Genomic DNA, 22,063 nt, shown 5'->3' on the forward strand with positions numbered 1-22,063 from the left:
TGGCCTGCGCTTGACCCATGTTGTAACTCAAGGGCTAGAATGGTCCTTGCCTTGGCCTTGAGGGCCAGGCAAGGCGACCGGGGTTTCGGAGACAAGAACAGCATTCAGCGTATCAAGCCACGCGCTTGTTTGAATTTTCGCTGACAGGCAATGGCAGTCTTCTGGCGATCCCGGTCCGTTTTAAATGGATTTTTGGGTAGGTATACAGCATGGACGCCAATTTTCGGAAAGCAGCCCTGGAATATCACGAGCAGGGCAGGCCCGGAAAGTTATCGGTCACGCCGACCAAGCAACTCTCCAACCAGCGGGATCTGGCGCTGGCGTATTCGCCGGGGGTTGCGGCTGCTTGCGAGGAAATCGTCAATGATCCGCAAAATGCGTTCCGTTATACCGGCCGGGGCAATCTGGTTGGGGTGATTTCCAACGGCACTGCTGTGCTGGGCCTGGGCAATATTGGCGCACTGGCTTCCAAGCCGGTCATGGAAGGCAAGGCTGTGCTGTTCAAGAGCTTTGCAGGTCTGGATGTCTTTGATATCGAGATCAATGAAACCGACCCCGACAAGCTGGTGGATATTATTGCTGGCCTGGAGCCGACCTTTGGCGGCATCAATCTGGAAGACATCAAAGCGCCCGAGTGCTTCGAGGTAGAGCGCAAGCTGCGCCAGCGCATGAGCATTCCTGTTTTTCACGATGACCAGCATGGCACAGCCATTTGCGTGACCGCGGCCTTTCTGAATGGGCTGAGCGTGGTGGAAAAAGACCTCAAGCAGGTCAAGGTGGTGACTTCCGGGGCTGGTGCTGCCGCGCTGGCTTGCCTGGACCTGATGATTGATATGGGCTTGCCGCTGGAAAATATCTGGGTGACGGATATTGATGGCGTGCTGTATGAAGGCCGTCCAGGTAATCCGGTGCCCGAGCTGGCCCGTTTTGCCAAACAGACCGACGCCCGTACTTTGAGTGATGTGATTGATGGGGCCGATGTGTTTCTGGGGCTGTCCGCCGGTGGTGTGCTCAAGCCCGAAATGCTGAAGAAAATGGGTCCCCGGCCTTTGATTCTGGCCTTGGCCAATCCGAATCCCGAGATTCTGCCTGAAGACGCTCACGCCGTGCGTGACGATGTGGTCATGGCAACTGGCCGTTCGGACTACCCGAATCAGGTCAATAATGTGCTGTGCTTTCCTTATATCTTCCGTGGCGCGCTGGACGTGGGAGCCACCACGATTACGCGCGGCATGGAGAAAGCCGCTGTGCTGGCCATTTGTCAGCTGGCGCGTGAAGAACAGGATGAAGGCGTAGCTGCCGCTTATGGTCTGGAAGAAGTTTCTTTCGGTCCTTCCTTCTTTATTCCCCGCCCCTTTGATTCGCGCCTGATTGTGCGTATCGCTCCTGCCGTTGCCAAAGCGGCCATGGAAGAGGGCGTGGCGACCCGTCCGATTGCGGATCTGAACAGCTACATCTATCAGCTGCGCCAGTTCGTCTACAAGTCCGGCTCCTTCATGAAGCCGATTTACTCGCTGGCCCGTGGCCTGGTGCAGGACGGTGCCAAGTCGCGCGTGGTGTTCAGCGAAGGCGAGGACGAGCGCGTTCTGCGTGCCGTACAAATTATTGTGGACGAAGGTCTGGCCAGCCCGATTCTGGTGGGTCGTCCTGCTGTTCTGCAACAGCGTATTGAACGCTACGGCCTGCGTCTGCGTTTGGGCATTGATGTGGAAGTGACCAACCCCGAGCAGGATGATCGTTTTCACCGTTACTGGACCAGCTACTGGGAAATCATGTCCCGTCGCGGCATCAGCAAAGAGATGGCGCGTGTGGAAATGCGTCGTCGCCCGACCTTGATCGGCGCCATGATGCTGCACCTGGGTGATGCCGACGGCATGATCTGCGGCACCGTGGGGCGCTACGAGAACCATCTGGAACTGGTGGATCAGGTGATTGGCAAGGCTCCCGGCGTGGAGACTTATGCGGCCATGAATATTCTGCTGCTCAGTGAACGTACCGTGGCCTTGACGGACACGCACGTGAACCACGATCCCGATTCGGATCAGGTAGCCGAGATCACCTTGGCAGCGGCTCGCAAGATGCGCCAGTTCAATATCGAACCCAAGGTGGCCTTGCTGTCCAGCTCTAACTTTGGAACCAATGATTCGCCAGCCGCTGTGACCATGCGCGGCGCGCTGGAGCGTGTGCGCAAGCTGGACCCCAGTCTGGAAGTAGATGGGGAAATGCACGGCGACTGCGCGCTGGATGAAAAGGCCCGCCATCAAATCCTGCCCACTTCGGCCCTGAGCGGCGAGGCGAACTTGCTGGTCTGCCCGAACGTGGAAGCGGGCAATATTGCCTATAACCTGCTCAAGACGGCGGCGGGTGGTAATGTGGCGATCGGCCCCTTCCTCTTGGGGGCGCGGGCACCGGTTCACATCATGACGTCCACCTCCTCGGTGCGCCGTATCGTCAATATGACGGCGGTCACGGTGGTGGATGCCAACGTCGCTACTGAAGGCTGATACTTATCATGATCCAGCGCTCTCCCGCTCCTGTTGCATTGGTCTTGAATGGGGGCGGGGCGCGCGGCGCGTATCAAGCCGGGGTGCTGGCCGGTTTGCTGGAGCTGCTGGACCCGGATCGCAACCCTCAGTTTCGCAATCCCTTCGATATTATTTGTGGCTCTTCGGCAGGCTCCATCAATGCTGCCGGCTTGGCGTGTCGTGCTGACAAGCCTCACGAGGCTGTCGATCATATACAACAGCTGTGGGGCTCGCTGCGCACCAACGATATTTTTCATGCCGACCCTTTGCAGTTGCTGGCGACCAGTGTGCACTGGGTGGCCACGCTGGCTTTGGGCTGGCTGGCCCCGCGTTTACGTGACCATGTGCCGCACTCCATGCTGGACAATTCACCGCTGCGCGACCTGCTGGAAGAGAGCCTGGACTTCGATCGTTTGCAGCGCAATCTGGCCCAGCAGCATGTGGGCGCGCTGGCGATTACGGCGGCTGCCTACACCACGGGCGAGCACCTGACTTTTTATCAGTCCGACGAGCGTATTCGCCCCTGGTCCCGCAATCTGCGCCGTGCCATCCCTGGTGTGATCGGGGTGGACCACCTGATGGCCTCCAGTGCGATTCCCTTCATGTTTCCGGCTCAGTCCCTGCAAGTGGGCAAACAAACCCAGTGGTGCGGGGACGGGACGATGCGTCAGTTGGCCCCCATCAGCCCGGCCATTCATCTGGGGGCGCACAAGGTGCTGATTGTGGGCACCGGATACGCGGATAACACCTACCACGAGCAGGAATCCAAAGATCCGCCATACCCCTCTTTGGCGCAGATCAGTGGCTATGCTTTATCCAACATATTCCTCGATAGTGTGTCAACGGATATTGAGCGTATGGAGCGCATCAATACATTGCTTGCCTATATGCCCGCAAATGTATTACAAAGCCAATCGCTGCGTCCTGTCAGCACGTTTGCCATCACTCCCAGCCGCTCGCTGGATGAAATTGCCACTCGGCATATTCATCAGATGCCAACTGCTGCACGTACCCTATTTCGAGTACTTGGTGTATCTTCAAAGTCCGGTCCGACCACAGGCGGCGCATTAATTTCATACTTGTTATTCGAGTCCGGCTACACCCAAGAGCTGATCGAGTTAGGAAAGACCGATACCATGAGTCGTCGTGAAGAAGTGTTAGCGTTTTTTAAGGAAGCGTCCTGATGAGCCAATCCCTGACTTTGCAAGAAGCTTTGCAACAAGGCGGTGTGCTCGACGCAACGGGCCTGACGGCTGCTGATTTTCTGGAGCAGGCACAGGACCAGGGGCTTACCGCCCTGGAAGTAAGTTGCGATCGTGCGCGCAATCGTTCTGCTGTGCTGCGAGCAGTCGCCAAGGCTGTCGATTACCCTGAATTTTTTGGTGGCAATCTGGATGCGCTCTACGATTGCCTGTGTGACACCGTGCTGGATCAGAAAGCAGGCCTGGCCCTGTGGCTGGACAGTCTGCACAGTGGTGATCCTGCATTGGAAAAAGACGCCCAGGCTATTTTGGGCGTGTGTGAAGATGTGCATGCCTGGGCCTCGAATAACGAGCGCCGTTTTGTATGTGTCGTTCTGCACGCTGGCAAGCACCCTGACCCTGAACCGGGTGAGACTCCTGCTTCCTACTCCAGCCAGGACGAGGAATAAGCCTTATTCCCAGCCTTGCAAGGCGCTGATCGCTGCTGTCAGCGCCAGGGCGGCGGTTTCGGTTCGCAGCACGCGGTGCCCGAAACGAATCGCCTGAGCCCGGGCACACAGTGCCACTTTCTGCTCTTCGGGCGACCAACCGCCCTCGGGGCCAATCAATATCGTCATGGCCTGATCTTGCGGTCCAATGGCCTGCGCCAACTGTTTGGGCGCATCGGGATCACAGAACAGATGCAGGCCAGTTTCAGCCTCGCGAAAATACTCGGCCAATGTCAGCGGTGCTGACAGCTCCATCAAACGGTTGCGACCACATTGCTCGCTGGCCGATTCAATCACTCTTTGCCAATGGCCCATGCGTTTGGCCTGCCGCTCCGCGTTCAGTTGCAGCACGCTACGTTGCGCGCGAATCGGCACAAAGCGGCTGACGCCCATTTCCACGGCTTTTTCGATAATCCAGTCCATCTTGTCGCTGGAGGCGATGCCTTGCAGCACCGTAATGCGACCGGCCAGCTCGCGGACAGGCGTCTGGGCATCGCCCAAGCTGGCAAAGCCTTTTTTGCCATCGATGCGCAAGGTGGCGGGGTACTGAGTCCCGAGTCCGTCAAACAGAACGATGTCCTGACCATCCTTTAAACGCAGCACCCGAATGGCGTGATGCGCCAGTGCCTCGGGCAGGGCGATCTCGGTCCGGGCCGTCAGGTCCAGGGGGTGGTAGAAACGGGGAGCTGCCATATCAAGACACCATCAAGCATAAAAAACCGCACAAGCATACCGTACCCGGGCTTGGGGAAGAAAGCACAAGGCCCCAGCGCTAGTGGGGGCGATTTAGCGCCAGCAATGCTAAAATAGCGCGTTTTATAAACTAATCAGGGCCGTGAGCCGTCCGCCTGCCGGAATTGTCGCGCCGCCGCCCCAATGAGCTTCTAATGGATATTGCGTCAGCCTCTGATAAAACCCTAGCCAATGCCATCCGTGCCTTGTCTATGGATGCCGTGCAACAAGCTAATTCGGGCCACCCCGGTGCGCCTATGGGCATGGCCGATATCGCCCAGGTTCTCTGGTCCCGGCATCTGAAACACAACCCTGCCGACCCTGCCTGGTTTGATCGCGACCGTTTTGTGTTGTCAAACGGCCACGGTTCCATGCTGATCTACGCTTTGTTGCACCTGAGCGGTTACGACCTGCCCATGGACGAGCTGCGCAACTTCCGTCAGATGCATTCGCGTACTCCCGGTCACCCTGAAGTGGGTATTACTGCCGGCGTGGAAACCACCACGGGTCCTTTGGGCCAGGGTCTGGGTAACGCCGTCGGTTTTGCACTGGCTGAAGCCTTGCTGGCGCGCGAGTTCAACCGCGAAGGCCACGATGTGGTCGATCACCTGACCTGGGTTTTTGCTGGCGACGGCTGTCTGATGGAAGGTATCTCGCACGAGGCTTGCTCTCTGGCCGGTACCTGGAAGCTGTCCAAACTGGTCGTGATGTACGACGACAACGGCATCTCCATCGACGGCAAGGTCGAGAACTGGTTTGGTGACGACACTCCCGCCCGTTTTGAAAGCTACGGCTGGAACGTGATCCGTGCCGTTGACGGCCACGATGCCGCTTCGATCCACAACGCGATTGAACAGGCTCGCCGCAACGCGAAAGAGGGCACGGGTCCTACCCTGATTTGCTGCCGTACCGTGATCGGTAAAGGCGCTCCTAACGCTGCCGGTTCCGAGAAAGTCCACGGTGCTCCACTGGGCGCTGACGAAATCGCCGCCACTCGTGCCGCGCTGGACTGGAACCACGGTCCGTTTGAAATTCCTCAGGAAGTCTACCAAGGCTGGGATTGCCGCGAAAAAGGCGGTGCTCAGCAAGCGGAATGGCAAAAGCGTTTTGACGCCTACAGCCAGGCTTACCCTGAACTGGCCGCCGAACTGGCCCGTCGTTTGAAAGGCGAACTGCCTGCCGACTACAGCGCCAAAGTACAGGCCTTTATTGAAGAAACCGCTCAGAAGGCCGAAACCATTGCGTCGCGTAAAGCTTCGCAATTGGCAATCAACGCCTTGGTCAATGTGCTGCCAGAAATGCTGGGCGGCTCGGCTGACCTGACCGGCTCGAACTTCACCGACTGGAAGGGTGCCGAAGCGGTTCGCGCCCATGCCGACGGTGTGCATTTTGGTCGCCACATCAACTACGGTGTGCGTGAATTCGGTATGGCCGCCATCATGAATGGTCTGGCCCTGCACGGTGGTTACCTGCCTTTTGGCGGCACCTTCCTGACTTTCTCCGACTACTCGCGCAACGCCATTCGTATGGCTGCCCTGATGAAGCAGCGTGTTGTGCACGTATTCACCCACGACTCCATCGGTCTGGGCGAAGACGGTCCTACGCACCAGTCCATCGAGCACGCCAACAGCCTGCGCCTGATCCCTAACCTGCACGTCTGGCGTCCTTGCGACACCACGGAAACCGCTGTGGCCTGGGCCTGCTCGGTCGAGCGTCCTACCAGCATCGGCATGGACGTACAGAACGGTGGCCCTAGCGCCTTGCTCTTGTCGCGTCAGAACCTGCCATTCGTCGAGCGCGATGCGCAAACCATCCAGAACATCCGTCGTGGTGGCTACGTGTTGCGTGACGCGCAAGATGCGCGCGCCATCATCATGGCAACCGGTTCGGAAATCGGTTTGGCTCTGCAAGCTCAGGAACAGCTGGCCCAGCAAGGTATTGCGACCCGCGTGGTGTCCATGCCTTGTACCAACCTGTTCGACGCTCAGGACAAACAGTGGCGTGACCAGGTCCTGACCCCCGGCATCCCGCGCGTTGCGGTTGAAGCCGGTACGACAGGTCTGTGGTTCAAGTACGTGGGCCTGGAAGGCGCCGTAGTGGGTATTGATACCTACGGTGAGTCCGCCCCGGCTGGCGTCCTGTTCAAGCATTTTGGTCTGACAGCAGAGAAGGTCGCTGCGGCCGTTCAAGAAATTTTGTAATTGGAGTCTGATATGACGATTCGCGTCGCAATCAATGGTTATGGTCGTATCGGCCGCATGATCTTGCGTGCCCACTACGAGTACGGCAAAAAACACGATATCGAGATCGTGGCCATCAACGCCTCGGGCGGTGCCGAGATCAACGAACACCTGACTCGCTATGACTCCGTGCATGGCCGTTTCAACGCCGATGTGTCGCTGGATGGCGACTATCTGGTGGTTAACGGTGACCGTATCCGCCTGCTGAGCCAGCGCGATGCGCTGACCCTGCCTTGGGCTGAACTGGGTGTGGACGTAGTGCTGGAATGTACCGGCGCTTTCACCACCAAGGAAAAAGCCGGCGAGCACATTCAAGCCGGTGCCAAGAAAGTCATCATCTCGGCCCCTGGTGGCAAGGATGTGGACGCTACCATCGTGTACGGCGTGAACCACGACATTCTGAAGAGCACCGACACCGTTATCTCCAACGCATCGTGCACCACCAACTGCCTGGCTCCCCTGGTTGCTCCTTTGCACAAGGAACTGGGCGTGGTCAGCGGTCTGATGACCACCATCCACGCTTACACCAACGACCAGGTCCTGACCGACGTGCGTCACAAGGACATGCGCCGTGCCCGTTCGGCCACCAGCAGCATGATCCCAACCAAGACCGGCGCCGCTGCTGCCGTGGGTCTGGTGCTGCCAGAACTCAATGGCAAGCTGGACGGTTACGCCGTGCGTGTTCCTACCATCAACGTGTCCATGGTTGACCTGACCTTCGTGGCCAGCCGCAACACCAGCGTTGAAGAAGTGAATGGCATCCTGAAGGCGGCTTCTGAAGGCGCCATGAAGGGCATTCTGGACTACTGCACCGAACCTCTGGTTTCCATCGACTTCAACCACACCACCGCCTCCAGCACGGTTGATTCCCTGCTGACCAAAGTTACCGGCGGCAATATGGTCAAAGTGGCTGCCTGGTACGACAACGAATGGGCCTTCTCCATTCGTATGCTCGACAGCACCATCGCACTGATGTCAGCCAAGTAAGATCTGAATAGCAGGGGCGGGATTTCCCGCCCCTGTCACGTTAATTCCCAGAACAAAAAATCATGTCTACAAGCATCAAGACCTTGTCTGCGCTGGCCGAAACGGACGCGCTGCGAGGCAAGCGGGTATTTATCCGCTCTGATCTGAATGTCCCCCTGCAAGACGGACGTATTACCGAAGACACGCGCGTGCGTGCTTCGGTGCCTGCCATTCGCATGGCGCTGGATGCCGGCGCTGCGGTCATGGTCACGTCTCACCTGGGTCGCCCCAAAGAAGGCGAGTGCCAGCCTGTGGATTCGCTGGAACCTGTGGTGCAACGTTTGTCCGAGTTGTTGGGCATGCCAGTTGAGCTGCGTCGCAATTGGCTGGATGGCGTGCAAGTGTCGCCCGGTCAGGTGGTCTTGCTGGAGAACTGCCGCTGCAATGTGGGCGAGAAGAAGAACGAACCCGAATTGGCTCGCAAAATGGCGGCCTTGTGTGACGTTTACGTAAACGACGCCTTCGGTACGGCTCACCGTGCTGAAGCGACTACGGAAGGTATCGCCCGCTTTGCTCCTGTCGCTTGCGCCGGTCCTTTGCTGGAAGCCGAGTTGAAAGCTTTGGGCCGTGCCCTGAATCAGCCCGCACGTCCTTTGGTGGCGATTGTTGGTGGTGCCAAGGTATCCACCAAACTGTCCATCCTGCGCGCTTTGGCTGAAAAGGTTGACCAACTGGTGGTCGGTGGCGGCATTGCCAACACCTTCATGATGGCCAGCGGCCAGTCCGTGGGTAAATCCCTGGTGGAAGATAGCCAGCTGGAAGAAGCCCGTGAAGTTATCCGCATCATGAAAGAGCGCGATGCAGAAGTACCTATCCCTGTGGATGTGGTGTGCGCCAAGTCCTTTGCTGCTGATGCAGCGGCTGAAATCAAGGCTGCTGATCAGGTCCAGGACGATGACATGATTCTGGACGTGGGCCCGCAAACGGCTCAGCAGATCGCTGACATCATCGCCAAAGCAGGCACCGTGGTCTGGAACGGCCCTCTGGGCGTGTTCGAGTTCCCGGCTTTCGCACAAGGCACCGAAACCCTGTCGCGTGCAATTGCAGGCTCCAAGGCATTCTCGATTGCTGGTGGTGGCGACACCCTGGCCGCGATTGCCCAATTCAATATTGGTGACGATGTGGACTACATCTCCACCGGCGGCGGCGCATTCCTGGAATTCCTGGAAGGCAAGCGTTTGCCAGCGGTGGCTGCATTGGAAGACAAGGCCTAAGCCAGTCTTTGCTTCGTAAGAAAAAGCCAGTCAACGAAAGTTGGCTGGCTTTTTTGTTTTTTGCTTACTTGGTTAGGTCAATATCGACCATCATCCAAAATCCCTCTTTATAGTCCTCGTGCTCTAACCAGTTTTCCGGTGCGGTCGGTGATGGGAGGGAGGAGCTATCACCGAAGCAGTGTGCCTTAACCGCTTCTTGGGCAGCCCGAGCAAGATCCTGTAATTCATCAGCTGCTGCAAAACAGCCAGGGAAGTCGGGGAAGTGCGCGCCATAGGCGCTATGTTCATCCTTGTGCACGTGGAGTGGATAGAGCATGGGCTGCGCTTTACGCCCCATCTTTAATCAACTGAGCATACCCTTGCATCGAATCCGGCCAGTCCAGCTGAAAGCCGCTGTCCAGCAGTCGCTGGTTGCTCAGGCGCTTGCCACCTTCGTTGGACTGACGCCGTTCGGGGTGGGCCACTTCCAGCAGATCAGCTAGTCCGTCATACAGCTCAGTAATCCGGTAAGGGCGGCTATCCGTGCCTATATAGCAAGGGAAGGGCGCGGGAGTGCGCAGCAGATGCCAGCAGGCACGTGCAGCGTCTTCAATATGCAGGCGGTTGGCCCAGTGTTCCGGGTCGTCCGGCACGGTGGCACGGCCTTCGCGCAGGCGGTCCAGCAATTGGGTACGCCCTGGCCCGTACAGGCCGCTGGGTCGGATGACGACGGCTTGAGCGGGAATGCGGTGATGCAGCAGTTGCTCGGCTTCCAGCAGCACTCGGCCATTGAATTGCGTAGGCTCTGTGGGCGAGTTCTCGTCCACCCATTCGTTCGTCGGACCGTAGACCGCGCTGGACGATACAAATACAAAGCGTTTCAGGGCTTTCAGGTCCAGCTCGTTGAGCAGGTTTTCCAGACCATGCAGAAATACCCGTTCATAAGCCGCCTGGCTACGCTGGTCAGGAGAGACGGCGTACAGTACGTGGGTGATTTTGCGGTGTTTCAGGCGCAGGGACGTGGGTTCGCTCAAATCGGCCTCCACCCATTCGATCCCGCTGTGATCGTCCAGGGGGATGTGACGGCGCAGGCCGATCACCGGCCATTCGTGATGGCGGGCCAGCATCCCGGTGCGGGTGCCCAGATCGCCAGCGCCCGCTAAGAGCAAAGTACGTTGTCGAGAGTCCAAAGCAGCAGGTCCTTGAGTAGAATGATCTCGAGCAAAGCTCGATTGGCTGAGATAACAATAGCATTGGAGGCGGTCATGGAGTGTCGCAATTGGATTGACGGACAGCAACTTGGCGCGGAGGGCGGTGGTTTGCTACCGGTTATCGACCCCTCCACAGGCGAGACTTTCGCCCGTCTGGCGCAATCGTCCGAGGTGGATATTGATTGGGCCGTACAGGCCGCCCGACGTGCCTGCCAGGGGCCGTGGAGCCGTCTGACTGCCGCTCAGCGCAGCCAATTGTTGCTGCGTTGCGCCCGAACATTGTCTGATGCCCGAGAGGAGCTGGCGCGGTTGGAATCCCGCGATACCGGCAAGCCTTTGCGTCAGGCCCAGTCCGATGCTGCTGCCATTGTCCGCTATTTTGAGTTCTATGCGGGCGCGGTGGACAAGCTGCATGGTCAAACCATCCCGCTGGGCTGGGAGATGACGGCCTTTACCTTGCGTGAACCCCTGGGCGTTACCGCGCATATCATTCCCTGGAATTACCCCTTGCAGATTTTCGGGCGTAGCGTGGCCGCATCCCTGGCTGCGGGTAATACCTGCGTGGTGAAACCGGCAGAAGATGCCAGCCTGTCCTTGCTGCGGGTGGCCGAGCTATTGCACGAGGCGGGTTTGCCAGCGGGTGTGCTGAATATCTGCACGGGGCTGGGGAGCGAAGCCGGGCAGGCCTTGTCCGCGCATCCCGACATCAACCATATTTCCTTTACTGGCTCCCCCGGCACGGGCCGTCAGGTGGCTTTGCAGGCGGCGCAGAATTTTGTGCCGGTCACCTTGGAGCTGGGCGGCAAGTCTCCGCAAGTCGTGTTCTCGGACGCGGATCTGGATGCGGCCTTGCCAGTCGTGGTGAATGCGATTGTGCAGAACGCAGGGCAGACTTGTTCGGCAGGCAGCCGGGTGCTGATTCAGCGCGCTATTTATGGCGACTTTACCGAGCGTCTGGCCGAAGCCTTCAAGGCGCTGCTGACTGGGGCAGCCAGCGACAATCTGGATTGCGGTCCCCTGATCAGCGCACAGCAGCAGGCGCGGGTCCGTTCCTATCTGGAGAATCTGGACCAGGACGGCATTGTGGTGCTGGCCCAAGGCAAGCTGGATTCCAAAGCTCCGGCGGGTGGCTTCTACCAAGTGCCTGTTTTATTGGGCCATGTGCCTGTTGAACATCGTCTGGCGCAGGAGGAAATCTTTGGCCCGGTTCTGGTGGCCCAGCCCTTTGGCACAGAGGAAGAAGCCATCGCCATGGCCAATGGCACGCCTTACAGTCTGGTGGCCGGGGTCTGGACACGCGACGGGGCCCGTCAGGTACGCATGGCCAGACAGCTGCGAGCCGGTCAGGTTTTTGTGAATAATTACGGCGCGGCAGGCGGGGTAGAGCTTCCTTTTGGCGGGACTGGTCAGTCCGGCATAGGCCGCGAGAAAGGCTTTGAAGCTTTGTACGCCCTGACTTCCCTGAAAACGGTTGCGCTACGTCATGCGGCCAGTTGATCGTAGGGGTATTTAGGGGTAAGCGCGGCTGTGGCGGCTCAGGTTTTCTGGCAGCATGGCAGCTGAACGCTAAACAGGTTTCACCGATGGCGGCGCAAAGCCGCCATTTCTATATAAAAAGCAGAAGGAGACAAACATGCGATTGCAAGACAAAGTGGCTATCGTGACGGGCGGTGCATCGGGTTTTGGCCTGGGCATTGCACAGCGCTTTGCACGCGAAGGAGCGCGTGTACTGATTGCCGACCTGAATGTAGAGCTAGGGCAGGCCGCAGCAGCCCAGATTCAGGCACAGGGTGGTCAGGCCATTTTTGCCGCTTGCGATGTCTCGCAAGGGGACGAAGTTCATGCCCTGTTGGATATTGCCCTGCGCGAATGCGGCGGGCTGCACATTGTGGTGAACAATGCTGGCACCACACACCGCAACAAGCCTTTGCTGGAGGTCAGTGAAAGCGAGTTCGATCTGGTCTATGCCGTCAATGTGAAAAGCATTTACTGGACTGCGAAGCACTTTGTGCCCTACCTGCGGGCCCAGGGTTCAGGTTCTTTCATCAATATCGCCTCTACCGCCGCCTTGCGTCCGCGCCCCGGACTGGTCTGGTACAACGGCACCAAAGGTGCGGTCGTGACCATCAGCAAGGGCATGGCGGCAGAATTGGGGCCGGATCATATCCGGGTGAACTGCATTAATCCGGTGATTGGTGACACGGCATTGCTGGAACAGTTCATGGGCATGCCCGATACGCCGGAAAACCGCAGCCGCTTTTTGGCGGGAATTCCGCTGGGACGTTTTTGCACACCCAAGGACGTGGCAGCGGCCGCGCTGTATCTGGCCTCGGACGAGGCCGAGTTCATTACCGGCACCTGCATCGAGGTAGACGGCGGCCGTTGTATTTAAGCCCCACTGCGATTCGTTACAATCGTGCTATTGGCAGGCCCGTTCAGGGTCTGTAGTTTATTTCGCTTCCAAGGAAAAGCATGACATTCAATCGACAGTCTCCCCGCGAGCATCCGGATCAATTGCGTATCGGCTTGGTGTCGGTTTCGGATCGCGCCTCCAGCGGACAGTACCAGGATCAAGGCATACCGGCGCTGCGCAGCTGGCTGGACTCGGCCCTGACGGTCGCGCCTGCCTATCTGGAGCGGCTGATTCCCGACGAGCGTACCCAGATTACCGGCACCCTGGTCGATTTGGTGGAAGCGGGTTGCGACCTGATTTTGACCACCGGCGGCACCGGCCCGGCCCGTCGCGATGTGACGCCGGAGGCCACTCTGGACGCGGGAACGCGCGAAATGCCCGGATTCGGTGAACAGATGCGCCAAATCAGTTTAAAATTCGTACCAACAGCGATTTTGTCGCGGCAAGTTGCGGTCATCCGAGAAATTCAGGACCACGCTGCTCTGATTATCAATCTGCCTGGGCAGCCCAAAGCCATTCAGGAAACTCTGGAAGGATTACGGGATACGGAAACCGGACAAGTATTGGTGCCGGGTATTTTTGCAGCTGTCCCGTATTGCATCGACCTGATTGGTGGACCTTACGCACAAACTCACGAGCATGTGGTCAATGCGTTCCGCCCCAAGTCGGCGCGCCGGACCGCCAGTTAACACGCTTACAAACAATCGGCTGTGCACGGAACCGTGCCCGGCCAAGTTTTTCAATTATTTTAGTCTTCAGGAGGTCTTCTCATGGCCCTAGTTTCCATGCGCCAGCTGCTCGATCATGCGGCCGAGCACGGTTATGGTATTCCAGCGTTCAACGTCAATAACCTGGAGCAGGTCCAGGCCATTATGGAAGCCGCCTCGGAGACGGACAGCCCCGTCATCATGCAGGCGTCGGCCGGTGCACGTAAGTACGCGGGTGGCGATTTCCTGCGTCACCTGATCGAAGCCGCTGTCGAGTCCTACCCCAACATCCCTGTGGTGATGCACCAGGATCACGGCCAGTCTCCCGAAATCTGCAAAGGCGCCATCGACCTGGGTTTCTCCAGCGTGATGATGGACGGATCCTTGCTGCCAGACGGCAAGACTATTGCCGACTTTGAATACAACGTGGAAGTTACCCGCAAAGTGGTCGAAATGGCTCACAAGCTGGGCGTGACCGTTGAAGGCGAACTGGGCTGCCTGGGTTCCCTGGAAACCATGCAGGGCGACAAGGAAGACGGCCACGGCGCTGACGGCGTTCTGACCCTGGACCAGTTGCTGACCGATCCCGAGCAGGCTGCTGAATTCGTGACACGCACTCAACTGGACGCATTGGCTATCGCCATCGGTACCAGCCACGGCGCTTACAAGTTCACCCGCAAGCCTACCGGCGACATTCTGTCCATCGAGCGCGTGAAAGAAATTCACCGTCGTTTGCCCAACACCCACCTGGTGATGCACGGCAGTTCCAGCGTGCCTCAGGAACTGCTGGCTGAAATCCGCCAGTTCGGTGGCGACATGAAAGAAACCTACGGCGTGCCCGTGGAAGAAATTCAGGAAGCCATCAAGTACGGCGTGCGCAAGGTCAATATCGACACCGATATCCGTTTGGCCATGACCGCTGCCATCCGTCGTTTCCTGTTTGAAAATCCAGAGAAATTCGACCCACGCGAATACCTGAAACCTGCTCGCGAAGCCGCCAAGAAAGTGTGCGTGGCCCGCTACCAGGAATTCGGCGCAGCCGGTCAGGCCTCCAAGATCAAGGCCATCCCTCTGCAGGAAATTGCCCGTCAGTACAGTACCGGCGAGCTGTCCCAGATCGTTCAGTAAATTTGTCAGGCGGAGCAGGAGTGGGCAGCACGACTGCCCGCCCCGGTCTCCGCGTCTTTGCCCGGTGCCGCAGGCGCCGGGATTGTCGTCCCGCCTGCATCCATAGTCAGCGGGATGTTTTCGTTTTAAGGATGAAATCGTGCAAGAGCCCTTACATCAATCCAGCCTGAGCTCCTTGCCGCTACTCGCGCGCGGCAAAGTTCGGGACATGTATGCGGTGGGTGAGGACAAGTTGTTGATTGTGGCCAGTGATCGCATTTCGGCATTCGATGTGATTCTGGACGACCCCATTCCCGGCAAGGGCGCTGTCTTGACGCAGATGACCGAGTTCTGGCTGAACAAGCTGGCACACATCATCCCTAATCACACGACGGGCGTGAACCCGGTTGATGTGGTGGCGCCTGAAGAGCGCGCCCAAGTGGAAGGCCGCTCCATGGTGGTCAAGCGCTTGAAGCCCATCATGGTGGAAGCCGTGGCTCGTGGTTACCTGATCGGTTCGGGCTGGAAAGACTACCAGGCGACCGGCGCGGTTTGTGGCATCACCTTGCCCGCTGGCCTGAAGCAAGCTGCCAAGCTGCCTCACGTGCTGTTTACACCGGCTGCCAAAGCAGAAATGGGCTCGCACGACGAGAACGTGGATTTCGCCCACGTGGTCAAGGAAGTCGGTCAGGAGCTGGCCGAGCAAATCCGTGATGTGACTCTGCGTCTGTACACCGAAGCCGCTGACTACGCCGCCAGCCGTGGCATTCTGATTGCCGACACCAAATTTGAATTTGGTCTGGACGATCAAGGCCAACTGCATTTGATGGACGAAGTGCTGACTCCGGATTCCTCGCGTTTCTGGCCAGCCGACAGCTATGCCGAAGGCATCAGCCCACCGTCCTACGACAAGCAATTTGTGCGCGATTGGCTGGAAACCCAGGTTTGGGACAAGACGCCACCGGCTCCTCGCTTGCCTGCTGAAGTGGCCGAGCGCACCGCTGACAAGTACCGTGAAGCCCTGGAACGCCTGACGGCGTGAACGGTTTGCAGTCCGGACAGGCACTCGACGTAAACGAGCTGCCTGCTCGTCCTGAGCAGGGTCGTGTTGGGATGGACCCTGCTGTTTTTCTATTTACCAAGGCGCCTGGCAGCATGGCGCCTTCTTCCTTTTAGGGCGTATCTCTGATGAGCGTACAAACTCCTGCGGCTCCCACAGTGGGCATTGTGATGGGTTCCTCCAGCGACTGGGATGTCATGAGCCAGGCCGTGGCCATTCTGGACGAATTTGGTGTGTCCTATGAGTGCCGTGTGGTCTCTGCCCACCGCATGCCGATTGATATGGTGGATTACGGTGCCCAGGCTCCCGCCCGTGGCCTGAAAGCCATTATTGCGGGTGCAGGCGGCGCCGCTCACTTGCCCGGCATGCTGGCCGCCCTGACACACTTGCCCGTGTTCGGTGTACCCGTGCCTTCGCGCTACTTGCGCGGTGAAGATTCCCTGCTGTCGATTGTGCAAATGCCCAAGGGCGTGCCGGTTGCCACCTTCGCCATTGGCGAAGCCGGTGCCGCCAATGCCGCGCTGCACGTGATTGCCAATCTGGCCGTCAACGATGCCGTGCTGACTGAAAAACTGATTGCGTACCGTGCCCGCCAGACCGAGGCTGCCCGAGCTATGCGTGTTCCTCCTGCTACTGCCTGATTTTATTTTGTGATGATGACCCCCATGACTGATGCTGCCCTTCTGGTCCCTGGCTCCTGGCTGGGCATGATTGGAGGCGGCCAACTGGGCCGCATGTTCTGCCATAGCGCCCAAAGCCTGGGCTACAAGGTGGCCGTGCTGGACCCGGACACCCATAGCCCTGCTGGTGCAGTGGCCGATCTGCATATCTGTGCGGCCTACGATGACGCACAAGCGCTTGCCCGTCTGGGGGACTTGTGCCAAGCCGTCAGTACCGAGTTCGAGAACGTACCGGCGCAGTCCTTGCTGACTTTGGCTCAGCACACACGAGTCACCCCGTCCGGTGATGCCGTAGGCATTGTCCAGGATCGTATTCGTGAAAAAGCCTTTATTTCGCAGGCCGGTGTGCCGGTGGCTCCCTATGCCGCCATTGAAAGCCTCGATGATTTGCAGGCTGCTGACAGCGCCTTGTTCCCCGGCATTCTGAAGACAGCGCGCTTTGGTTACGACGGCAAGGGTCAGGCACGTGTGGCAGACCGTGAACAGGCGTTGGCTGCCTTCAAGGAGTTCGGTTCCCAGGCCTGTGTGCTGGAAGCTCTGCAACCCTTGAAGTCCGAAATTTCGGTTGTTCTGGCCCGTGGCCTGGACGATCAGGTCAAAACTTTCCCATGTGCCCGTAACGAGCACCGCGATGGCATTTTGGCCGTGTCCACTATCAGTGCCCAGTTTCAGGACGATGCCTTGTCCGAACAGGCTCGGCAGGCGGCTGCCGCTATCGCCCGCACGCTGGATTACGTGGGTGTGTTGTGTGTGGAGTTCTTCATTCTGGAAGACGGCCGTTTGCTGGCCAATGAAGTGGCTCCCCGTCCGCACAATAGCGGTCACTACACCATGAACGCCTGCGTCACCAGCCAGTTTGAACAGCAGGCCCGCGTGATGGCGGCCTTGCCTCTGGGTGATACCCGCGCTTTGTGTCCTTCCATGATGCTCAATATCCTGGGCGATATCTGGTTTGACGAACAAGGCCAGATGCGTGAGCCTGATTGGGCTGCCTTGCTGGCTGTGCCTGGCGTGTCCTTGCACCTGTACGGCAAGGCCGAGGCCCGTGTTGGCCGCAAGATGGGCCACGTGAATATTGTGGGCGAGTCGGATCAGCAAGTGCGCGAACGCACTGCCCGAGCTGCCGCCGCTTTGCACATCGCTTTTGACCATGACTGATACCCCCTCCAGCCCTTCCGAGCAGCAGATAGAGCAAGCCGCCCGTGTGCTGGCACAAGGGGGGCTGGTGGCCTTTCCGACCGAGACGGTCTACGGTCTGGGCGCTGATGCGGAAAACCCGGCTGCGGTGCAGTTGATTTACAAGGCCAAGGGCCGTCCTGCGAATCATCCCTTGATTGTGCATGTGGCCCCCGGTGCTGACCTGCGTTACTGGGTGACAGATATTCCGCCTGTGGCGCAGCAATTGATGGATGCCTTCTGGCCTGGTCCCTTGACGCTGATCCTGCCGCGCAATCCTGCTATCCCGGATACGGTCAGTGGTGGGCAAAGCAGTATTGGTATTCGTTGTCCTTCCCATCCGGTGGCTCAAGCCTTGCTCAAGCGCATGGCGGAACTCAAGCCCGGCGGTCAGGCCGGTGTGGCGGCGCCTTCGGCCAACAAGTTTGGTCAGGTATCGCCTACGGCTGCCAGCCATGTACGCGATGAATTTGCGGACATGAGTGCAGAGGAACTGCTGATTGTGGAAGCGGGCCCGTCGGAAGTGGGCATCGAGTCCACTATTGTGGACGTGTCGCGTACTCATCAGGGTGTGGGTGCCGTACTTTTGCGGCCTGGCCATATCAGTGCGGCCATGATTGCCGAGGTCATCGGCTACGAACCCGCTAGTCCGGATCAACAAGCCCCACAGGTTTCGGGCAGTTTGAAAGCGCATTATGCGCCTCGTACCCCTTTGTCTTTATTTGATGAAGACAGTGCGCCTGCGGTGCAGGCTGCTTTGGCGGAAGGGGGCAAGCAGGCCATTGTTGCCTTTGCCTCTTTGCCGCCCTTTTCGGCAGATGTGCACGACTGGTATGTGTGCAGCCCGGATGCGCAGCTTTATGCCCAGGATTTGTACGCCATGTTGCGTCGCCTGGATCAAGGCCAGTACCAGCATATTTGGGTGCAGCGTTGCCCGGATACGCCAGATTGGCAGGCGGTCAATGACCGCCTGGGCCGAGCCGCAGCAGCCTTTGAGTAAGGCTGCTGTTCAGTAGGCGCGTGTGTGCTTTAAGGACTGAGCTTAGGGACTGAGTGAGTTCGCTGCTTAGCGGGCTGTTCGCTTCAGAAAGTCCACAATCGCCTGGTTCACCTGCGCTTCCTTATCCCGGTAGGGCAGGTGACCGCATTGTTCCAGCTCCAGCAGCTCCGTGTGCGGCACCAGCTCCTTGATGCGACGGATTTGCTCCAGCGTGCCGTATTCATCATCCACGCCCTGAATGGCCAGAATCGGGCAGGTGATGCGGCTGACGTCCTCTTCAATATTCCAGTCGCGGAACCGGGGATCTGTCCAGGTGGCGTTCCAGCCCCAGAAAGCGGATTCCACATCATCGTGATAGCGGCCCAGACGTTCGCGTAAAAAACCTTGCTCGTAGGCTTCGCGGGCGACCAGAATGCCGCGCAAGGAAATATCCTCTACAAACAGGTGCGGGGCCATCACCACAATGCCTTGCAGCTTGTCGCTAAAGCCGCTGGCCGCCAGCAGGGCAATCGAGCCACCATCGCTGTGGCCAACCAGCACAATCGGGCGCTTCTTGCCGTCTTCACCCAGTTGCTCCAGCAATTGGGGCAGCACCTCCAGCGACTGCTCATGCAGGTAGTCCGGCTCTTTGGGGCTATTGTCCGGGCGCGGGGTGCTGCGGCCATAGCCATAGCGGGAGTACATCAGGCCGCTGCAGCCGGTTTGTTCACACAACTGCGCCGGCCAGTCTTTCCACATGGCAATGGAGCCCAGACCTTCGTGCAGGAACACCAGCAAGGGGGCGGTTTCACGCTCGGGGGCAATACGTTGATATTCCAGCTCGATGGCTTGGGTGCCCTGAGTCAGGCTCGCAAATTGCAAAGATGAATCGAGTGTTGTCATAGCCTTGGTGTGCATAGCCCTGAACAAACCGGGCGTTCAGGTAATTGGTAATCGGGAAACCCTCTTTATGCCATAGATTGATCCGCGACGCACAAGCGTGCCCCAGCTGATCCTTGATGTGGACATTTTGCTGCTGTTTTGAGCCGCTTTTCGCCGGGGGCTGCAAATTTTGACAGAGATGGTAGAGTGGCGCTCTCGATCTTTTTTTGCCGCCGGGCCGTCCCAAGGTGAAAGCTCCCCCTTTGGGGGCAGCGAGCCGAAGGCGCAGCGTGGGGGCTTTTTTGTCGCCGGGCCGCCCCAAGGCAAAACTCCCCCTCGGGGGGCAGCGAGCCGAAGGCGCAGCGTGGGGGCTTTTTTGTCGCCGGGCCGCCCCAAGGCAAAACTCCCCCTCGGGGGGCAGCAAGCCGAAGGCGCAGCGTGGGGGCTTTTTGCGTTGTACAACAACATGAAATTTGCTGAATTTGAAGTGGGTATGCTTATCAAGCACCCACTTGTTCCTGTGACTCGCGAAGAGATGCTGGATTTCGCCCAGAAGTATGATCCGCAGTCTTTTCATATCGACGACAAGCAGGCCGAAGCAGGCCATTGGGGCGGTTTGATCGCCAGCGGTTGGCTCACTTGTGGCAAAGCCATGCGCATGGCCGTGGATTCTGCCTTGCACGATTCCGAGTCCTTTGGCTCGCCGGGTCTGGAACGTCTGCGCTGGGTCTTGCCTGTGCGGGCCGGTGACTCCATCCGTCTGGAGGCCACGGTGGCATCCAAGCGTGTGTCCAGCAGCCGTTCAGATCTGGGCATCATTCGCTGGAACTGGAATGTGTTCAACCAGCGCGATGAGCTGGTGCTGGAGATGGAAGCGACCAGCATGTTTGAGTTGAAGTCCGAACAAGAATAAAAAGATCACCACACTCTATCTTTGGCTGGCCGATTTCGCAGGGGTTGTTTTTATCTTGAATATTTCCCCGCGACTGGAAAGAACCCCCACGCTACGCTTTTTGCCCGCTGCTTCTGAAGAGATGCTTTCCCCTTTGGGGCGCGGCGGTAAAAACCATGGAGGCAGATGGGGGATGGACTTCCACTATCTTTCATTTATGAAGTTAATCAGGCTCTGAATGCACCAGGGCAAAGCCTCTGGCTTTGCCCTGTTTGGTCTGCTTTAGAAGAAAGCCTGAATCCCGGTTTGTGCACGGCCCAGAATCAGGGCGTGTACGTCATGGGTGCCTTCGTAGGTATTCACCACTTCCAGATTGACCAGGTGGCGGGCAATGCCGAACTCGTCAGAGATACCGTTGCCACCCAGCATGTCGCGCGCCAGTCGGGCAATATCCAGTGCCTTGCCGCAGGAGTTGCGTTTCATGATGGAGGTGATTTCGACGGCCGCCGTGCCTTCGTCTTTCATGCGTCCCAGACGCAGGCAGCCTTGCAGCGCCAGCGTAATCTCGGTTTGCATATCGGCCAGCTTTTTCTGGATCAACTGATTGGCAGCCAAGGGGCGGCCAAACTGCTTGCGATCCAGGGTGTACTGGCGGGCGGTGTGCCAGCAGGATTCGGCGGCACCCAAGGCGCCCCAGGCAATCCCGAAGCGGGCCGAATTCAGGCAGGTGAAGGGGCCACGCAAGCCCGAGACATGGGGCAGCATCTGGCTGTCTGCAATTTCCACATCGGCCATCACAATTTCGCCGGTCAGGGACGCGCGCAAGCCGACTTTGCCGTGAATGGCTGGGGTGGACAGGCCCTTCATGCCTTTTGCCAGAATGAAGCCACGGATCTTGCCGTCATCTTCGCCGCCCACGACCTTGGCCCAGACCACCAGCACATCGGCGATGGGGGAGTTGGTAATCCAGGTCTTGTTGCCGCTCAGGCGATAGCCGCCGTCCACTTTCACGGCGCGGCTTTCCATGGCACCGGGGTCCGAACCGTGATTGGGTTCAGTCAGGCCAAAGCAGCCAATCCACTGTCCGCTGGCCAGCTTGGGCAGGTATTTCTGTTTCTGCTCTTCGCTGCCAAATTCAAAAATCGGCACCATGACCAGGGAAGACTGCACACTCATCATGGAGCGGTAGCCCGAGTCCACACGCTCCACTTCGCGGGCGATCAAACCATAGCTGACGTAGTTCAGACCGGCACCACCGTAGGCTTCGGGAATGGTGGCTCCCAACAGGCCCAGCGAGCCCATTTCGGCAAAGATGGCGGGGTCGGTCTGCTCGTGGCGGAAGGCCTCCAGCACGCGCGGCAAGAGCTTTTCCTGCGCATAGGCGTGGGCGGCATCGCGCACCATACGTTCTTCATCGCTCAGCTGCTGATTTAGCAGCAGGGGGTCGTCCCAATGGAAAGAGGGATTGTCAGACATAGAGGTACTCCGGGAAGATCAAAGACGGTCAATCAGGTGGAGCCAGCAAGGGCGCCATCGGTCTGGAAACAGGG

Annotated in this window: 20 protein-coding genes; 15 read left to right on the forward strand and 5 right to left on the reverse strand. The window is 58.5% G+C overall.

All coding sequences use genetic code 11. The annotated features are described in order from the left end of the window. Positions 1 to 209: 209 nt before the first annotated feature. From DUD43_RS03610 to DUD43_RS03620, 3 genes are read left to right on the forward strand one after another with little or no spacing between them, the layout of a single operon-like run. Positions 210 to 2,504 carry an NADP-dependent malic enzyme gene (locus tag DUD43_RS03610; protein ID WP_153229187.1) on the forward strand — a complete coding sequence of 765 codons (2,295 nt, stop codon included), beginning with the start codon at positions 210 to 212 and terminating at the stop codon, positions 2,502 to 2,504. An 8-nt stretch (positions 2,505 to 2,512) separates the two neighbouring features. Further along, positions 2,513 to 3,709, forward strand: coding sequence for a patatin-like phospholipase family protein (locus tag DUD43_RS03615; RefSeq protein ID WP_153229188.1), 1,197 nt, complete (start codon positions 2,513 to 2,515; stop codon positions 3,707 to 3,709). After that, complete coding sequence (locus tag DUD43_RS03620; protein ID WP_153229189.1) at positions 3,709 to 4,176, forward strand: barstar family protein; 468 nt, start codon at positions 3,709 to 3,711, stop codon at positions 4,174 to 4,176. The genes DUD43_RS03615 and DUD43_RS03620 overlap by 1 nt, the downstream gene beginning before the upstream one ends. A gap of 3 nt (positions 4,177 to 4,179) precedes the next feature. Here the strand turns inward: DUD43_RS03620 and DUD43_RS03625 are convergent, their stop codons facing one another. Continuing rightward, the gene (locus DUD43_RS03625) at positions 4,180 to 4,908 is read right to left on the reverse strand and encodes a 16S rRNA (uracil(1498)-N(3))-methyltransferase (RefSeq protein WP_153229190.1); all 729 of its coding nucleotides are present in this window, start codon (positions 4,906 to 4,908) and stop codon (positions 4,180 to 4,182) included. A 194-nt stretch (positions 4,909 to 5,102) separates the two neighbouring features. Between DUD43_RS03625 and tkt the strand changes: the two genes are divergently transcribed. The 3 genes from tkt (at position 5,103) to DUD43_RS03640 (ending at position 9,427) form a co-directional block, all read left to right on the forward strand. Continuing rightward, positions 5,103 to 7,148, forward strand: a complete 2,046-nt coding sequence (tkt, locus tag DUD43_RS03630) for a transketolase (RefSeq protein WP_153229191.1) — start codon at positions 5,103 to 5,105, stop codon at positions 7,146 to 7,148. Between the two features lie 12 nt (positions 7,149 to 7,160). Further along, positions 7,161 to 8,174 (forward strand): type I glyceraldehyde-3-phosphate dehydrogenase, encoded by a 1,014-nt coding sequence (gene gap, locus DUD43_RS03635; RefSeq protein ID WP_153229192.1) that lies wholly within the window; start codon positions 7,161 to 7,163, stop codon positions 8,172 to 8,174. 62 nt (positions 8,175 to 8,236) lie between these two features. Further along, positions 8,237 to 9,427 carry a phosphoglycerate kinase gene (locus DUD43_RS03640; protein WP_322742795.1) on the forward strand — a complete coding sequence of 397 codons (1,191 nt, stop codon included), beginning with the start codon at positions 8,237 to 8,239 and terminating at the stop codon, positions 9,425 to 9,427. Positions 9,428 to 9,491: 64 nt separating this feature from the next. On the opposite strand, the gene DUD43_RS03645 is transcribed toward DUD43_RS03640, so the two are convergent. Continuing rightward, complete coding sequence (locus DUD43_RS03645) at positions 9,492 to 9,743, reverse strand: type II toxin-antitoxin system HicB family antitoxin (RefSeq protein ID WP_153229193.1); 252 nt, start codon at positions 9,741 to 9,743, stop codon at positions 9,492 to 9,494. A gap of 10 nt (positions 9,744 to 9,753) precedes the next feature. Beyond that, on the reverse strand, positions 9,754 to 10,596 hold the full coding sequence (locus DUD43_RS03650; RefSeq protein WP_228125888.1) for an NAD-dependent epimerase/dehydratase family protein: 843 nt from the start codon (positions 10,594 to 10,596) through the stop codon (positions 9,754 to 9,756). 75 nt (positions 10,597 to 10,671) lie between these two features. Between DUD43_RS03650 and DUD43_RS03655 the strand changes: the two genes are divergently transcribed. From DUD43_RS03655 to DUD43_RS03690, 8 genes are all read left to right on the forward strand, one after another. Continuing rightward, positions 10,672 to 12,114, forward strand: a complete 1,443-nt coding sequence (locus DUD43_RS03655; protein ID WP_125303732.1) for an aldehyde dehydrogenase family protein — start codon at positions 10,672 to 10,674, stop codon at positions 12,112 to 12,114. Between the two features lie 136 nt (positions 12,115 to 12,250). After that, a complete protein-coding gene (locus DUD43_RS03660) occupies positions 12,251 to 13,009 on the forward strand; it encodes an SDR family oxidoreductase (protein ID WP_153229194.1) in 759 nt (252 codons plus the stop codon). Positions 13,010 to 13,089: 80 nt separating this feature from the next. Further along, positions 13,090 to 13,719, forward strand: a complete 630-nt coding sequence (gene mog, locus DUD43_RS03665; RefSeq protein WP_153229195.1) for a molybdopterin adenylyltransferase — start codon at positions 13,090 to 13,092, stop codon at positions 13,717 to 13,719. 81 nt (positions 13,720 to 13,800) lie between these two features. Continuing rightward, a complete protein-coding gene (gene fba / locus DUD43_RS03670; RefSeq protein WP_153229196.1) occupies positions 13,801 to 14,865 on the forward strand; it encodes a class II fructose-bisphosphate aldolase in 1,065 nt (354 codons plus the stop codon). Between the two features lie 139 nt (positions 14,866 to 15,004). Beyond that, complete coding sequence (locus tag DUD43_RS03675; RefSeq protein WP_009455127.1) at positions 15,005 to 15,886, forward strand: phosphoribosylaminoimidazolesuccinocarboxamide synthase; 882 nt, start codon at positions 15,005 to 15,007, stop codon at positions 15,884 to 15,886. A 146-nt stretch (positions 15,887 to 16,032) separates the two neighbouring features. Continuing rightward, the gene (purE, locus tag DUD43_RS03680) at positions 16,033 to 16,545 is read left to right on the forward strand and encodes a 5-(carboxyamino)imidazole ribonucleotide mutase (RefSeq protein WP_009455126.1); all 513 of its coding nucleotides are present in this window, start codon (positions 16,033 to 16,035) and stop codon (positions 16,543 to 16,545) included. Positions 16,546 to 16,560: 15 nt separating this feature from the next. Beyond that, the gene (locus DUD43_RS03685; protein ID WP_194273492.1) at positions 16,561 to 17,742 is read left to right on the forward strand and encodes a 5-(carboxyamino)imidazole ribonucleotide synthase; all 1,182 of its coding nucleotides are present in this window, start codon (positions 16,561 to 16,563) and stop codon (positions 17,740 to 17,742) included. Continuing rightward, positions 17,735 to 18,760, forward strand: coding sequence for an L-threonylcarbamoyladenylate synthase (locus DUD43_RS03690; RefSeq protein ID WP_153229198.1), 1,026 nt, complete (start codon positions 17,735 to 17,737; stop codon positions 18,758 to 18,760). The genes DUD43_RS03685 and DUD43_RS03690 overlap by 8 nt, the downstream gene beginning before the upstream one ends. A 66-nt stretch (positions 18,761 to 18,826) precedes the next feature. Here DUD43_RS03690 and DUD43_RS03695 read toward each other — a convergent pair whose 3' ends face one another. Next, positions 18,827 to 19,642, reverse strand: coding sequence for an alpha/beta fold hydrolase (locus tag DUD43_RS03695; RefSeq protein ID WP_080723729.1), 816 nt, complete (start codon positions 19,640 to 19,642; stop codon positions 18,827 to 18,829). A 445-nt stretch (positions 19,643 to 20,087) separates the two neighbouring features. Here DUD43_RS03695 and DUD43_RS03700 point away from each other — a divergent pair, with 445 nt between their 5' ends. Then, positions 20,088 to 20,534: a MaoC family dehydratase gene (locus DUD43_RS03700; RefSeq protein ID WP_153229199.1), complete on the forward strand. Its 447-nt coding sequence runs from the start codon at positions 20,088 to 20,090 to the stop codon at positions 20,532 to 20,534. A 261-nt stretch (positions 20,535 to 20,795) separates the two neighbouring features. Here the strand turns inward: DUD43_RS03700 and DUD43_RS03705 are convergent, their stop codons facing one another. Beyond that, positions 20,796 to 21,989 carry an acyl-CoA dehydrogenase gene (locus tag DUD43_RS03705; RefSeq protein WP_153229200.1) on the reverse strand — a complete coding sequence of 398 codons (1,194 nt, stop codon included), beginning with the start codon at positions 21,987 to 21,989 and terminating at the stop codon, positions 20,796 to 20,798. Between the last annotated feature and the right edge of the window lie 74 nt (positions 21,990 to 22,063).

The sequence above is a fragment of the Alcaligenes faecalis genome (assembly GCF_009497775.1).
GTDB classification, from domain to species: Bacteria; Pseudomonadota; Gammaproteobacteria; order Burkholderiales; family Burkholderiaceae_B; genus Alcaligenes; species Alcaligenes faecalis_D.

Coding starts and splice junctions, on each gene's coding strand:
- DUD43_RS03610 (WP_153229187.1), top strand. CDS start 210: ATGGACGCCAATTTTCGGAAAGCAGCCCTGGAATATCACGAGCAGGGC.
- DUD43_RS03615 (WP_153229188.1), top strand. CDS start 2,513: ATGATCCAGCGCTCTCCCGCTCCTGTTGCATTGGTCTTGAATGGGGGC.
- DUD43_RS03620 (WP_153229189.1), top strand. CDS start 3,709: ATGAGCCAATCCCTGACTTTGCAAGAAGCTTTGCAACAAGGCGGTGTG.
- DUD43_RS03625 (WP_153229190.1), bottom strand. CDS start 4,908: ATGGCAGCTCCCCGTTTCTACCACCCCCTGGACCTGACGGCCCGGACC.
- tkt (WP_153229191.1), top strand. CDS start 5,103: ATGGATATTGCGTCAGCCTCTGATAAAACCCTAGCCAATGCCATCCGT.
- gap (WP_153229192.1), top strand. CDS start 7,161: ATGACGATTCGCGTCGCAATCAATGGTTATGGTCGTATCGGCCGCATG.
- DUD43_RS03640 (WP_322742795.1), top strand. CDS start 8,237: ATGTCTACAAGCATCAAGACCTTGTCTGCGCTGGCCGAAACGGACGCG.
- DUD43_RS03645 (WP_153229193.1), bottom strand. CDS start 9,743: ATGCTCTATCCACTCCACGTGCACAAGGATGAACATAGCGCCTATGGC.
- DUD43_RS03655 (WP_125303732.1), top strand. CDS start 10,672: ATGGAGTGTCGCAATTGGATTGACGGACAGCAACTTGGCGCGGAGGGC.
- DUD43_RS03660 (WP_153229194.1), top strand. CDS start 12,251: ATGCGATTGCAAGACAAAGTGGCTATCGTGACGGGCGGTGCATCGGGT.
- mog (WP_153229195.1), top strand. CDS start 13,090: ATGACATTCAATCGACAGTCTCCCCGCGAGCATCCGGATCAATTGCGT.
- fba (WP_153229196.1), top strand. CDS start 13,801: ATGGCCCTAGTTTCCATGCGCCAGCTGCTCGATCATGCGGCCGAGCAC.
- purE (WP_009455126.1), top strand. CDS start 16,033: ATGAGCGTACAAACTCCTGCGGCTCCCACAGTGGGCATTGTGATGGGT.
- DUD43_RS03685 (WP_194273492.1), top strand. CDS start 16,561: ATGACCCCCATGACTGATGCTGCCCTTCTGGTCCCTGGCTCCTGGCTG.
- DUD43_RS03690 (WP_153229198.1), top strand. CDS start 17,735: ATGACTGATACCCCCTCCAGCCCTTCCGAGCAGCAGATAGAGCAAGCC.
- DUD43_RS03695 (WP_080723729.1), bottom strand. CDS start 19,642: ATGACAACACTCGATTCATCTTTGCAATTTGCGAGCCTGACTCAGGGC.
- DUD43_RS03700 (WP_153229199.1), top strand. CDS start 20,088: ATGAAATTTGCTGAATTTGAAGTGGGTATGCTTATCAAGCACCCACTT.
- DUD43_RS03705 (WP_153229200.1), bottom strand. CDS start 21,989: ATGTCTGACAATCCCTCTTTCCATTGGGACGACCCCCTGCTGCTAAAT.